We start from the raw sequence: 14,198 nt of genomic DNA, 5'->3' as shown, positions 1-14,198 counted from the left end.
CGATTACTTCAAAGACCGGGAGTACCGTTTGCGGATTATTACGAACAGCGGAACTCCCGCGAGAATAATCGCTGTCCCGATCAGCGAGTTGCGCAGGTTCTCTGCATACGAGAAGTACAGCAGCACCGCAGATGCCGCGATGAACAAAGCTGGAAGCACCGGATATCCCCAGACGCGGTAAGGGCGCGGCGTATCCGGCTGGCGCTTGCGGTACACGAAGATCGTCGTCGCGGTAATCATGTAGAAGAGCCACTCGGCAAAGATGGCCAGCTCGAACAGCTGCTGAAAGCGCCCAACGACAAGCAGCAGCAAGGTGCTCAGCAGCCCCTGAACGACCAGCGATGTGGACGGGCTTTGAAAGCGCGGATGAATATGCGCCATCCGCTGGAAGAAGAGCCCGTCGCGCGCCGCGGCAAAGGGAATGCGTCCGCCCGACATAATTGTGCCGTTCAAAGTTACAAATATACTCAGGGCCATGGCTGCTGAAACCAGTACGGCTCCTGCGTGTCCGGAAACAACAGCCATGGCCGCAACCGCGGGCCGCGGCGAGTTCGCAATCTGTGCAGCAGGAAGGATGTACTGGATGGCGGCGTTAGTCGCCATGTAGAGACCGCCGACAATGAAGAGCCCCGCGATCAGAGCAATGGGCAGGCTGCGCTCAGGACGCTTCACTTCGCCGGCAACCATGGTCAGGTCATTCCATCCGTCATACGCCCACAGCACAGCGATCATCGCGACCATAAAGCCGCCGAATCCGCCCTGCGCTTCCTCGAACGAGGTTTTGAAATTCACGAGCGATCCAGCGTGCGATGTGAAGCAGAACCCGGCGATGACGACAATCAGAACGCCCTTGAGCCAGGTGAAGACAAGCTGGAAATCGCCCGCCTTCTTGATGCCGAGATAATTCAGTCCGGTGATGAGCCAGGTTGCGGCGATGGCAAAGAGCTGCGACCAGTAGAGAAGGGTAGATCCATGAAAGACCGGCTGCTCGAGCCATGCGAAGACGCCGAAAATGGCGAGCGTGCGCGCCAGGCCGCTGGTCACGCTGGCAATGGAGGCGGGCTTGGCTACGGAAAACCATGTCCACATATAAAGGAATGCGGGCAGGTCGCCGTAGGCATTGCGGATATAGACGTACTCGCCGCCCGCATAGGGCATCATTGCGCCCAACTCGGCATAGGTCATCGCGCCAAAGAGAGAAAGCAGTCCGCCGACAATCCACGCGAGGTATACCAGGCCGGATGAGCCAACGGCGCGCGTCATTTCATGAGGAACAAGGAAGATGCCGCTGCCGATGATGGTGCCGACAACAATGGCAGTGGCATGCGAGGTGCCCAGCACGCGGGGCAGATCGTGAGTTTGCAGTGTTTCCTGCGTCGTGGGCAATGCGCGGAACTCCATTCGGCGGAGAGCTTAACTTCCTTCCAGTCTGCCTTATACGGCGTGTTTCCGCCATGAGATAAACGCGGTTTTGCCGAGCAGGAGCCTTTTCCGGATTGGCCGATAACAAATCGCTATGACCTGTAGAAAAAGAAGTTGTATGGACAGCTAGATATGTAGATTTTCTCTTGACCTTCATACTCCGTTCGCGGGATATTTGAATTCTTCAATACATCAGGCCCTAAATTTCACGGGCAATGAGGACGCTTGCCCTCATTGCCCGGCAAAAAACATACGATGTCGAAAAATTTCTGGAGGCAAAGTGAATCTCTGTTGGTTTCTCAGGCGTTGGTTTGCGTCTGCGGCGGTTGTCGTTCTTATCACAGGCATGGCCGCAGCGCAGACAATCTCAGGGACAATTACTGGCACAGTTAAAGACTCTTCTGGCGCCGTAGTCCCAAACGCAACTATAACCATTACAAATACCGATCAGAACGCTATTGTCTTTACGGCAAGGACCAATTCAGCGGGGCAATATACTGCACCCTTCTTGGCGGTTGGCAAATACTCCGTTGCTGCGGAAGCAGCAGGCTTCAAAAAAGTGGAGCATGCTGGAATCAAGCTGGACGTGAGCCAGAATCTAACGCTCGACCTGACTCTGGAACCCGGCAGTGAGCAGCAGACCGTCAACGTGACTTCATCTTCGTTGCAGGTTGATCTGCAAAGCTCACAGGCACAGACCATAATCGGCAGCACGCAAATTAAGGAACTGCCGCTGGCCACACGTAACTACGAGCAACTGGTGGCACTGATGCCCGGCGTTTCGACAGGACTGGCTTCCGACCAGCTTTATGTGGGCGCCAGCAATCCAGTGGGCACTTCAAACCAGATCAATTTTTCCATCAACGGCAGTCGCCCGACGCAGAACACCTGGAATATTGACGGCGCGGACAATGTGGACCGCGGTGCAAACCTGACGCTGCTGGCCTATCCCAGCGTCGATTCAATCGCGGAATTTTCCGTGCAGCGCGCCAGTTACAACGCGGAATATGGCCGCAGCTCAAGCGGGCAGATCAACGTAATTACAACCGCGGGCACCAACCAGTTCCATGGCGATCTGTATGAATTCTTCCGCAACGATGTGCTGAATGCGAATACGTATCTGAACAATAGAAACAACATCAAGATTCCACCGCTGCGGTACAACGATTTTGGTGGAACAATCGGCGGGCCAATCTGGCGGGACCGCACGTTCTTTTTCTTTTCAGAAGAAGCGCGGCGCGTGATTACGTATACGAACTTCAAGGCCAATGTTCCCAGCACAGCTGAGCTTCAGGGCAATCTTTCTGCTTCTCCGACACCTGTGTGTGTGCAGTGGAGCGCGCCGGGCGGGACTTGCCTGCAGACGGGCTATCAGGTGACAAATATATCGCCTGCAGCACAAGCATATGTGACGGATATTTTCTCGAAGTTTTCGCAGCCGGATGATCCCAACTGCACCAAGGGATGCACCCTGACATCGATTGGCAGGAACGTCTTCAACCTGCACCAGGAAATTGTGCGCGTTGACCATGTGTTCAGTCCAAGCTTCCGGATCTTCGGCCGTTTTGAAAATGATGCGATTCCGACGACGGAGCCGGGAGGACTATTTATCGGCAGCCAGTTGCCCGGCGTTGCGACTTCGTCGACTGAATCGCCGGGACGCATCTTTACAATTCATGCTACATGGGCCATTTCGCCCATGCTGATCAATGATGTGGGCTACAGCTATTCGCATGGCGGCATTCTGAGCTCGCCGATCGGGTTGACGGCAGGGAAGAATTCGCCGGATATCACATCGGCAATCAGCCTGCCATATTCGTCTTCTTTGAATGTGGCGCCGGTTCTGGCATTCACCTATTTCACAGGAATTTCAGACCGCGGACAGTACCGTGATTTTAATGACGACAACAATGTCTTTGATCATCTTTCGAAGGTGATCGGGCGGCACTCGACGAAATTCGGCGTGACTTATCACTGGTACCAGAAGGATGAAAACTCGGCATCCGGAAACCAGGGCAACTTTGCCTTCCCGACGGCGGCGCCCAATGGCACAAACAGCGAGTACCAGGAATGGGCGAATTTCCTGACGGGCAATGCCAGCTCATTCGGCCAGGCATCGCAGGATTTCCGGGCTGTGATCCGGCAGCAACAGTGGGAGCTGTATGCGCAGGACACTTTCCAGGTGAGGCCGAATCTGACGCTTACCTACGGATTACGCTATTCGCAGTTCCGCCAGCCGACGGATGCGAAGGGACACCTGACAAACTTCGATCCGGCGGCGTTTGATCCTTCAGGTGCTCCGGCGATTGATCCCAGCACGGGTAAACTGGCTGGAACCGGGAAACAGTTGAATGGCATCATTGTCGGCGGGCAGAACTCGTCGTATGGCGATGCTGTAAATCAACAGAACAACCTCAGTTTTGCACCGCGCGTGGGTTTTGCCTGGGATCCGCAAGCTAACGGCATGACCTCTGTTCGTGGCGGTTATGGAATATTTTTTGACTCGTCAGCTGTGAGCCGCTATGAGATCAATGTGTTCACCAACCCACCATTTGTAAACAGCCTTTCGCTGGGGCCAACACCGCTGGATAATCCTGGCGGGACGGCGCTGGTGTCGAGCTATCCCTCACCACTTGCGGCGGTCGCGACCAAGTGGCAGACGCCGTATGCTCAGGAGTGGAATCTGGATGTGCAGCGGCAGTTCACTGGACAGTGGCTGTTCGACGTTGGCTACTACGGAGCAGCGGGTAGACATCTTCTGGGAGAAGTGGACCTGAACCAGCCTCTTCCGGGTGCCTATGTTACGGCCCTTGCTCCCTATGGCGTGACCGGACCTCCGACACGCGGCAAGACGACGCAGCAGCTGAACTATATCCGGCCTTACAAGGGATACGACTCGATCAATTCGCAGATCACCGAGTTCATGTCGAATTACAACGGCCTGCAAGTGGCACTGCAGAAGCGAATCGGTCCTCGTTCGCTGGTAAATGTGAACTACACGTGGTCGAAGGCGATGACCAATGCATTTAACGATACTTCTCCGGCGCAGAACACCTACAATCTTGCGGCGGAGTATGGCCCTGCGCGCTATGACCGAACGAATATCCTCACCGCCAACTTTGTGTATGATCTGCCATTCTTTGAGAACCAGTCAGGCTTTGTTGGACACACTCTGGGCGGCTGGGAACTGACGGGCATTATCAATTCGTATTCGGGACTTCCGTATACAGTTACAGGTGTGCTGAATGACCCGGCCGGTCAGGGTGTGCTCGACGGCAACAGTGCAGTCAGCGGGCGGCCGGACCTGGTAGGTAATCCGAACGCATCCAGCCAGGCGAGCGGTCCAATACATAACAACAACGGCAACCAAGTGTGGTTCAATACTTCGGCCTATGCCCAGGTATGCCCAACTGTGAATGGAGTTACTACCTGTCCTACAGGTGCGCGGCCGGGCAACTCGCATCCGGGCAGTGCGCGGGGACCAGGACTGTGGCGCGCCGATCTGGCCCTTTACAAGACCATAAAGTTTACAGACCGCATCAACATGCAGTTTCGCGCGGAGACGACGAACGTATTCAACCACACTAACCCCGACGTGGTCAGCACTTCGGCTACATCGAGTCTGTTCGGAAAGGTCACATCGTATCGCGATCCCCGCGTTCTGCAGCTGGCATTGAAACTTTATTTCTAGGCAGCTCTCATGAGTCTTCGTCTCTGGCCTGCTCTTTTAAAGGAGCAGGCCTTTTTTTAAGTAGTCTCAAGCCGAGATCATGTCAAATGCAGAAAAATGAGGGCCAGCTGGACGATGGAGCGAAGCGTTTGTGCGAACAGGGACTGGCTGTGTGCTTCTCCATACGGGGTTGCTTTCGAAGAGGCGACTACTTATATCGCGAGCAATACGCAGTGAAAGAAGGGAAATTCACTCATTCAATACTGGAAGCGGATTGGGATGAAAGTGCGCGTGAATCTGCTCGGCGGTTTTGCGCGGCACGACGGCCGTCAGTGCTTCGAGATCGGCATTCTGCACGCTGCGCAGGCTGCCGAAATGTTCGAGCAGGCGCGTGCGGGTGCGTGCACCTACTCCGGGAATTTCCAGCAGCTCTGAGTCGCGGTCGCGCATCTCGCGACGCTTGCGGTGGTAAGCGATGGCGAAGCGGTGCGACTCATCGCGGATGCGCTGCACCAGATGTAACACCGGAGAACGGCGATCAAGCACGATCGGATCGTCTTCCTGCCCGTAGAGATAGATGATTTCTTCGCGCTTGGCAATCGATGCGAGCGGCTGGCTGGTGAAGCCGAGCTCTTCGAGAGCTGCCGCTGCGGCATGAAGTTGTCCCAGTCCACCGTCGATCAGGATCAGGCTGGGCATGGATTTGTTCTCATCCGCAATGCGCTTATAGCGGCGCGTGACCACCTCGCGCATCGCGGCAAAATCATCCACGCCTGTGACAGTCTTGATCTGAAACTTGCGGTAGTCGGATTTCTTCATCGCGCCGTCTTCCCACACCACCATGGACGCGACCGTTTCCGCGCCCTGAATGTGCGAGATATCGAAGCACTCGATGCGGCGCGGCAGTTCAGGCAGCACGAGCGAGTCCTGCAACGCTTCCTGAATGGCTTTCTGGCTAGGCTGCATGACACGGAAGCGCTGATCGTAGCCCTGCTTCGCGTTCTGTCCGGCGAGATCGACGAGTGAGCGCTTCTCGCCGCGCTGCGGCACGCTGAGCTCGATCCTGTGGCCTGTCTGCTGGCTTAAGAGATCAGCCAGTGTGGTGCGCTCTGTGAAATCCACCGGTACGTAGATGCTGCGCGGAACATACTGCTGGTCGATGTAAAGCTGCTTCAGCAGGGCCGAGAAGAATGCTCCGGCCTCAAAGGCGACCGGCTGCCTGGCTTCGGACTCTTCGCTTTCTTCCGGCTCCAGAAACTCGGGCAGGTCTTCCCAGAAAAATTCGCGGCGGTCGACGATCTTTCCTCCGCGCATGTGGAAGAGGTTGACGGCCAGCATTCCGTTCTCGAAGTGATAGCCGAAGACATCGGCATCATCGTTCTCGACAGATGCGATGCGCTGCTTCTCCTGCAATTCAGAAACGGTGCGGAGCAGGTCGCGATACTTCGCGGCGAGCTCATACTGCTCGCTGCCTGCGGCCACATGCATGCGCTCTTCAATCGACTTGCCCAGTTCAGCGGCGCGGCCTTCTAGGAACATCTGCGTATCCCGTACAGCTTCGCGGTAGGCTTCGGGCGTGGTCAATCCTTCCACGCACGGGCCAAGACAGCGCTTGATGTAGTACTGCAGGCACGGACGCGGGTGGTATCGCGAGAGATCGACCTTGCAGCTGGGAATCAGGAAGCTGCGGTGGATCAGATCGACGATGCGATGCGCCAGGTTTCCCGGAAAATAAGGTCCATAGTAGGCGCTGCCGTCCTTGCGCAGGCGCCGGGTCACGAACACTTTGGGATAGCGGTCCGCCAGCGTAAGCTTCACGTAGGGATAGGTCTTGTCATCGCGCAGCAGGATATTGAAGCGCGGCTTGCGTTGCTTGATGAGATTATTTTCAAGCGCCAGTGCCTCATGCTCGTTGTCAACCAGGATGTAGTCGAGATCGATCGCCTCGCGCATGAGCGAGCCGGTCTTGGCGTTTGCCTGCGAGGCTTCCAGCAGATACGACCGCACTCTCGATCGCAGGTTCTTGGCCTTGCCGACGTAGATCACCTCTCCGTCGGCGTTCTTGTACAGATACACGCCGGGCCGCGTGGGTAAAGTGCGGATTTTCTCTTCTAAATCCATGGGGAAGGGCCCTGTCTTTCAGTTTACTGTTTCTTCGCCTTTCACTCGCCTGAATTGCATAGAACCAGGTAAAAGCTACTCATGGAAAGGGTGTTGAAAAGGTGAAGGCCAGACTTGTTATTTCTCCTTTAACTGATACACAGCAAGCTATTTACTTGGTTTTCATCATTTTGGCAATGAGCTTGCAGTTGTTTCCACTGACAAGAGAGGGAAGGCTTGCTTTTCCTCACATTTTTGCTAACGCGGACACGCAGTCGTAAATAGAAATGGAGTGAAAATACGATGACTCGCACAAGCAGAACCACACTGCAAACAGTTTCGGCGCTGGGAGCGCTGTCGCTGCTCTTGGTTAGCGGATGCACCACAAAGAACTACGTCCGTAGCCAGACTACACCTGTCATTGAAAAGACCAATGAACTGGACGATGCGACGGCCACCAATAACCGCAATCTTCACGATGTAGACCAGCGCGCACAGGCGGGCATTACTCAGGCGCAGAACAGCGCAAACCAGGCGCAGCAGTCGGCACAGAGTGCGGGCACAGCGGCATCGCAGGCTAACCAGTCGGCACAGGATGCGGTGAACCGCGTCGATTCGCTCTCCGGAGTTGTTGCCAATCTGGACAACTACAAGCAGCTCTCAGACGTACAGGTCAATTTCGCCTTTGATAAGGCAGACCTGACGCGCGTCGACAAGCAGAAGCTGGACGACCTTGCTGGACAGTTGAATGGTCAGAAGAGCTATATCCTTGCTCTGACCGGCGGCACCGACTCCACCGGCCCGGCTGATTACAACTACGGACTCAGCCAGCGCAGAGCGCAGGCAGTGGTGCAGTACCTGGCATCGAAATACAACGTGCCGGCGCACCGTTTCTATCTTGTAGGCATCGGTAAGGACCAGGCTGTGGCATCCAACGGCACAGCTTCAGGCCGCGCCAAGAACCGCCGCGTCGATGTGCAGCTGCTTTCGAATATGGCTGGAGATGGCCAGACGACCGCTCAGTCGTCCGGTACGGTCAAGCTTCCGCAGGAAGGGCAAGTCAACACTCCGCAGCGGTAATAACCCCTCAACCACAGCGAGAAAAGGCGAACGGATGTATTCCGTTCGCCTTTTGTATTTTCAGAGCGCCAGCTGACGGATGTGCGCAGCGCGCACATCGTTCGCAGTATAGAGTGAAAAGAAGGGTGCCCCCTGCGCTGCAGCCTCCACAGCCGCCCGGCCACTCACCTCCTCACGTTCTACGAGACAAGCCACTCCAATCACTTTCATTCCTGCTTCACGGGCGGCTTCAATACCTATGATCAGTGATGTTCCTTTGGTGCATACATCATCCACGATGACGACCGGTGCGTCTTTTTCCAAAAAGCCTTCGATGCGGCGTCCGGTGCCGTGCGTCTTTTCTGCTTTGCGGATGAGGAACCCATGAATGAGCGGGGAGCCGTGATGCTGTTGCGCATACCATGCGCTCGCATTCGCGAGGTTGCATACCACCGGATCAGCGCCGAGCGTAAGCCCTCCCACCGCTGCCGGCTTGAGCTTATGCTGGTGCAGCAGTTCCAGCAGGGCAAGGCCGGTCAGGCGTCCGCCCTCGGCGTGCAGCGTAGTCAGGCGGCAATCGATGTAGTAATCGCTGGTGCCACCCGACGAGAGCTTGAATTCACCCAGCTTGAACGAGATGCGTGCCAGAAGATGGAGCAATTGGTCGCGGTAGTTGGTAGTCATCAAGGATGATTGTAGACTTGCTTGCGAACAAGGGAAGGCTTATGACTTTTTGTTCTTAGTTACCGACCCTCCACGGTGAGGTTGTATTCCATGCCCTGAGCTGACTGACCGCCCATGCATTCGACTTGCCGGTATGACAGGAAGTGCAGGGATTCGGAATGCCGGACTGCTCTGTTTCAAGAGGCGAAATAAATCGAAATGTGTGGGCTGCGACGTAGCCGCCTTTGATGGTCTGTTCGATTGCCGGCATGTGGCAGGCAGTACATTGGCTTCCCGGGCTGTTTGCAGAATGATGAGTGTGTTCGCTTACTGTTCCTTTAAGTCCGGCTGGGTTGTCTTTGTTATGGCAGCCAAGACAAAGAGCGTTGCCCTTTGCAACAAGGTTGGATTCGTTCTGTGTGCTGTGAACGTTATGGCAGTCAAAACAGCGGAGCTGGCGGTGATACATATTGCTCTGTACAAAGTCGTTGCCCTGCATCCGGTTCTTGTGTGCGGTCAGGTCGGCGTATTGATAGAAGTCCGTAGTTCCGGGCTTGAGATCTTCCAGTTTCCAGAAATCGGCAAGACGCTCACCCGGTAGAAAGCCGACGGGCCAATCGTAGTATTTCCCATTGATAGGGTTATTCAACGGCCGCCCCTGGCTGTGGCACTGGATGCAGGTGTCGTTCCCGCGCACGTAATCGAGCTTGCCGGGATTCACGATGTTTTCTCGCGTTGGATGGGCAACGTGTTCGCTGCCGGGCCCGTGGCACTTTTCGCAGCCCACATTCCATTCGGTAACTTGCCTGGTTTCCACGTTGTAATTGACAGAATGGCAGCCGTCGCACGTAGGGCCGGTTGGCCGGTCGAAATTATTTGGCCCGTAATAGGGGACCCACCAGTCCGTCCCTTGCTCGACGTGGTAGGGCAGCCAGCGCTTTGCAGCTATGTCCCACTGAGCCGGCAATGGGTAATAGTCATCGCCGCGCTTTGTGAAATAGCGCTGCTTGTAGCGGCTGCCATATACAAAAGCAACTTCGTCAAGACCGAAAGTGCGCAGAGGATCAGCGTGGCTGAAATCGCCGAGCACCGCTTCCGGATGTTGTTTGGGATCACGGACTACATTCGCCATCCGCGTCTTTTTCCAGCCGCTGTAGATTTCCTCATGGCAGTGCCTGCAGCTGTCAGAGCCAACAAAATGCGCACTCTGCTTCGAGCTTTGTGCGCTTGCGAGGCCCGAAAAAAACAGCAAAACTGCTGTCCACATCCAAATGCACGCAGCCGTCCGGAGATGACTCATAGGAATCTCAGTCAAGGTTCCTATTCATAGCAGGTCGATATGAGCACAACCTTAAGGCGGTTGAAACTCATTTGCTGGGATAAAAAAGCGGGTGAATCACATCAACCGTTCAGCCGTTCCAGGTGACGGAAGCCTTCGGTTTGCAGCAGCAATCCTGAAAACAGCGTGAAGTTGTAAGCGGCATGCACAACTGTGCTGGCGGCAAGAGAGTTCAACCGCAGCCGCACGACGCAGAGGGCTATGCTGACCAGTCCAATCAACAGCAGCGGGCCCCACGCGCGCGAAACCTGCTCCGCATGCAGCAGAGCGAAGGGAACGGTTGTCAGCAGCACGGATAATGGCACGGTCATCCATGAGAAAGACTCAGCAGAAAGAATTTCACGCCGCATCAGCCAGTGGAAGGCATGAATAAGTCCGGGAAGCAGAAAGCCGCGAAAGGCAAGTTCTTCAATCATGGGCGCAAAAGTGATGCCGAAGAACAACATCATCCATGCACCCAGCGGCGAGCGCACCATGTCCTGCAGAATGGGCGGGTTCTGCGGCATCGGAATGGGCAGATAGCTTTGCAGGATAGTGATGCCGACGCCGAGGCCGATTCCAAGCGAGCCGAGACGCACAAATTGTTGGCGCGCGACTTCAACATTCCAGTGAATGCCCTCAGAGAAAGGCCGCTGCCAGAGCACGGTGAAGACGACGATAGTCGTAAAGCCGATCAGCAGATAAACAAATGCCTGCGTGGGGATAGCGAGGCGTGCATCGCTGTTCATCAGTTCGAAGAGGGCGCGATAGTTTTTACCGTGCAATTTAGGAATGAAGCTGGCTACCAGCAGGCACAGCGATTCTCCGACAAAGAGCGCCGGAATTCCCATCAGAAAGAAAAGCACGGCATGGCCGAGATGAGGCAGGTTATCCTCCGACGCTTGCGGCAATTCGTGAGGTTGCTGCTCAGGCAAAAGGATTTCTTCTTGCATCTGTGGCGGCTCATTCGGGCCGGTCGGCGTCAACGAGATGGGATCGAGCGTCATTGCACCAGTGCTTTCTTCGCCGCTTTTCGTTTGCCATTGGAGCTCGGCTCGGGCTGCATGTAGTGCTGGCGCAGGAATTCTCCGGTAAATGAACCGCTGGCACGCGAAATCTGCTCCGGCGTCCCTTCAACGACAATCTGGCCGCCATCTTCGCCGCCTTCGGGGCCAAGGTCGATGATCCAGTCGGCGTTACGGATCACGTCGAGATTGTGTTCGATGATGATAACGCTGTTGCCGAGATCGGTGAGCCGGTGCAGCACTTCGAGCAGTTTGCGCACATCGTCGAAGTGCAGGCCGGTAGTTGGCTCGTCGAGCAGGTAGAGAGTGCGCCCAGTCTGGCGCTTGGACAGCTCGCGGGCCAGTTTCATGCGTTGCGCCTCGCCGCCTGAAAGCGTCGTAGCCGACTGGCCCAGATGAATATATCCCAGCCCGACATCCACCAGCGTCTGTAATTTTTGTTTTACCTGCGGAATGTCGGCGAGAACGGGCAGCGCATCTTCAATGGCAAGATCGAGAATATCCGCAATGGAATGGCCGTTGAATTTGACTGCCAGCGTCTCCTGATTGTAACGGCGACCGTTACAAACCTCGCACTGCACGTAAACATCGGGCAGGAAGTTCATTTCAATCCGGCGCTGACCCTCGCCCTGGCATGCCTCGCAGCGTCCTCCAGCAACGTTGAAGGAGAAGCGCCCGGCTTTGTAGCCTCGTTCGCGCGACTCAGGCAGCATGGCAAAGAGATCGCGGATCGCAGAAAAAACTCCGGTATACGTCGCCGGGTTCGAGCGCGGAGTGCGGCCGATCGGCGACTGGTCAATGCGGATGACCTTATCGATGTTCTCGAAGCCGGTAATGCGCGTGTGCTCGCCGGGCTCTTCGCGCGATCCGTAAAGCTGCTTCGCCAGAGCGCGGTAAAGAATATCGTTGACCAGTGTGCTCTTGCCTGAGCCGGAGACGCCGGTCACCACGGTCATGACACCCAACGGGAACTTTGCCGTAATGTCGCGCAGATTGTGGCTGCGTGCGCCTTCGACAGTAATCCACTTGCCATTGGGAGAACGCGGCAGCAGGCGATGCAGCACGCTGATCTCGCCCGCAAGATAGCGGCCTGTCAGCGATGCGGGCGTCTGCATGATGAGCTGTGGCGTACCTTCAGCTACGACGTGTCCGCCGAGCTTGCCTGCTCCCGGCCCGAGATCGAGAACATAGTCGGCGTGACGGATCGTGTCCTCATCGTGCTCGACGACAAGAACGGTATTGCCCAGATCGCGCAGAGATTCGAGCGCGTGGATGAGCCGCTGGTTGTCGCGCTGGTGCAGACCGATCGAAGGCTCGTCCAGCACATAGAGCACGCCGCGCAGGCGCGAGCCGATCTGCGTGGCCAGGCGGATGCGCTGGCCTTCGCCGCCGGAGAGCGTCGCCGCGCTGCGATCAAGCGAGAGGTAGCCCAGCCCGACAGCATTCAAAAACTCAAGCCGTTCGACCACTTCACGGCGCAGGCGTTCGGCAATCAGCGCCTCACGCTGCGAGAAAGCAAGACCGCGGGCGGTTTCGACAGAACGGCGCAGAGATAGAGCAGTGAAATCCGCAATCGAAAGCCCTCCTACCTTGACGGCAAGCGACTCCGGCCGCAGGCGCCTGCCCTTGCACACCGGGCAGGTTGAAGCCGACATGTAGTTCAGCATCCACTCGCGGTAAGCATCGGATTTCGACTCTTCGACTGCATCGCGCAGATACGCGAGGATGCCGTGAAATCCGGTGCGCGGCGCTTCAGTCTTTCCGGGACCGTAGAGCAGGATGTCCTGCTGCTTTTTTGGTAGCTGCTCGAAGGGCTTCTTCAAGTCGATCTTGTAACGCTGCGCTGCCAGGTGAATCAGCTTGAGAAGATACTGCGAAGCCGACCCTGGCCCAAGCGCGCCATCGAGCAGCGGCTTCGACCAGTCGGTGATGATCTTCGCCGGATCGAAGTCGTAGATGCTGCCCAGCCCATGGCATTCAGGACATGCCCCATAGGCGCTGTTGAAGGAGAAGCTGCGCGGCTCCAGTTTCGGTATGTCGAGACCGCAATCAGGGCAGGCCATCGACGAAGAGTAAAGCTGCTCGCCTCCACCGGAGACGGCGATGAGCACGAGGCCATTCGCCATCTGAAGCGAACGAGCGACCGCCTCCTGGAGGCGTTTCTCCACTCCGGGCTTGAGAACGATGCGATCAATCACTGCTTCGATGGTGTGATTCTTGCGCTTTTCGAGATTTACCTGCTCGGCCAGGTCGCGCAGTTCGCCGTCAATGCGCGCACGAAAGCCCTGCTGATCGAGCTCGTCAAGCAGATCTTTGAACTCGCCCTTGCGCCCGCGCACTACCGGCGCGTAGATGGTGACGCGCTCGCCCGGGGCAAGCGAAAGGATGCGCTCGACGATCTGCTCATGCGTCTGGCGCGAGATTGGCCGTCCGCAATTGGGACAGTGGGGCACGCCGACCGAGGCATAAAGCAGGCGCAGGTAGTCGTAGATTTCGGTGATGGTGCCGACGGTAGAGCGCGGGCTGCGGCTGGTGGTTTTCTGCTCAATCGAGATGGCCGGGCTCAAGCCTTCAATTGAATCCACATCTGGCCGCTCGATTTGATCTAAGAATTGCCGCGCGTATGCCGATAAGGTCTCCACATAGCGGCGCTGGCCTTCGGCATAGATGGTATCGAAGGCGAGCGAAGACTTGCCGGAGCCGGAAAGCCCGGTGACAACGGTCAGAGTGTTGCGCGGAATCTGAACGTTGATGTCGCGCAGGTTATGCTGGCGTGCTCCGCGTACTGTGATGTGAGTGATCGACATGCAGAAATGAAAAGTTGGGGAAAATCGCAGCTATCGCAGGCGGCTTTCCTTGCTAAATCGTTTGGTGGCCGTTCAAATCGGTACAGGTTACTAAGGGTATCTTAGTTGGCAATAGAAAACCGGGTCAATGTACA

8 protein-coding genes are annotated in these 14,198 nt (G+C 56.3%); 2 read left to right on the top strand and 6 right to left on the bottom strand.

From position 1 onward, the window contains the following. Positions 1-3 precede the first annotated feature (3 nt). Positions 4-1,386: an APC family permease gene (locus tag AC5S16_RS09540; protein ID WP_493929827.1), complete on the bottom strand. Its 1,383-nt coding sequence runs from the start codon at positions 1,384-1,386 to the stop codon at positions 4-6. Positions 1,387-1,702: 316 nt separating this feature from the next. Here AC5S16_RS09540 and AC5S16_RS09535 point away from each other — a divergent pair, with 316 nt between their 5' ends. Then, positions 1,703-5,113, top strand: a complete 3,411-nt coding sequence (locus AC5S16_RS09535) for a TonB-dependent receptor (RefSeq protein WP_493929826.1) — start codon at positions 1,703-1,705, stop codon at positions 5,111-5,113. Positions 5,114-5,341: 228 nt separating this feature from the next. Here the strand turns inward: AC5S16_RS09535 and uvrC are convergent, their stop codons facing one another. Further along, entirely contained in the window at positions 5,342-7,213 is a 1,872-nt protein-coding gene (uvrC, locus tag AC5S16_RS09530) for an excinuclease ABC subunit UvrC (RefSeq protein WP_493929825.1), read from the bottom strand. Positions 7,214-7,495: 282 nt separating this feature from the next. Between uvrC and AC5S16_RS09525 the strand changes: the two genes are divergently transcribed. Continuing rightward, a complete protein-coding gene (locus AC5S16_RS09525) occupies positions 7,496-8,272 on the top strand; it encodes an OmpA family protein (RefSeq protein ID WP_493929824.1) in 777 nt (258 codons plus the stop codon). A 60-nt stretch (positions 8,273-8,332) separates the two neighbouring features. Here AC5S16_RS09525 and pyrE read toward each other — a convergent pair whose 3' ends face one another. The 4 genes from pyrE to uvrA form a co-directional block, all read right to left on the bottom strand. After that, complete coding sequence (gene pyrE, locus AC5S16_RS09520) at positions 8,333-8,935, bottom strand: orotate phosphoribosyltransferase (RefSeq protein WP_493929823.1); 603 nt, start codon at positions 8,933-8,935, stop codon at positions 8,333-8,335. Positions 8,936-8,990: 55 nt separating this feature from the next. Beyond that, positions 8,991-10,046: a cytochrome c3 family protein gene (locus AC5S16_RS09515; protein WP_493929822.1), complete on the bottom strand. Its 1,056-nt coding sequence runs from the start codon at positions 10,044-10,046 to the stop codon at positions 8,991-8,993. 269 nt (positions 10,047-10,315) lie between these two features. Then, a complete protein-coding gene (locus AC5S16_RS09510) occupies positions 10,316-11,239 on the bottom strand; it encodes a CPBP family intramembrane glutamic endopeptidase (protein WP_493929821.1) in 924 nt (307 codons plus the stop codon). Continuing rightward, the gene (uvrA, locus tag AC5S16_RS09505; RefSeq protein WP_493929820.1) at positions 11,236-14,064 is read right to left on the bottom strand and encodes an excinuclease ABC subunit UvrA; all 2,829 of its coding nucleotides are present in this window, start codon (positions 14,062-14,064) and stop codon (positions 11,236-11,238) included. Before uvrA ends, AC5S16_RS09510 begins: the two co-directional genes overlap by 4 nt. Positions 14,065-14,198: the final 134 nt, after the last annotated feature.

Source organism: Acidobacterium sp. FHG110202_01, assembly GCF_059115305.1.
This window is presented reverse-complemented; position numbering and strand designations above follow the sequence as displayed.

Bases quoted from the DNA above. Each gene is read 5' to 3' on its own strand.
- uvrA (WP_493929820.1), bottom strand. From the start codon at position 14,064: ATGTCGATCACTCACATCACAGTACGCGGAGCACGCCAGCATAACCTG.
- pyrE (WP_493929823.1), bottom strand. From the start codon at position 8,935: ATGACTACCAACTACCGCGACCAATTGCTCCATCTTCTGGCACGCATC.
- AC5S16_RS09525 (WP_493929824.1), top strand. From the start codon at position 7,496: ATGACTCGCACAAGCAGAACCACACTGCAAACAGTTTCGGCGCTGGGA.
- AC5S16_RS09510 (WP_493929821.1), bottom strand. From the start codon at position 11,239: ATGACGCTCGATCCCATCTCGTTGACGCCGACCGGCCCGAATGAGCCG.
- AC5S16_RS09515 (WP_493929822.1), bottom strand. From the start codon at position 10,046: ATGGCGAATGTAGTCCGTGATCCCAAACAACATCCGGAAGCGGTGCTC.
- uvrC (WP_493929825.1), bottom strand. From the start codon at position 7,213: ATGGATTTAGAAGAGAAAATCCGCACTTTACCCACGCGGCCCGGCGTG.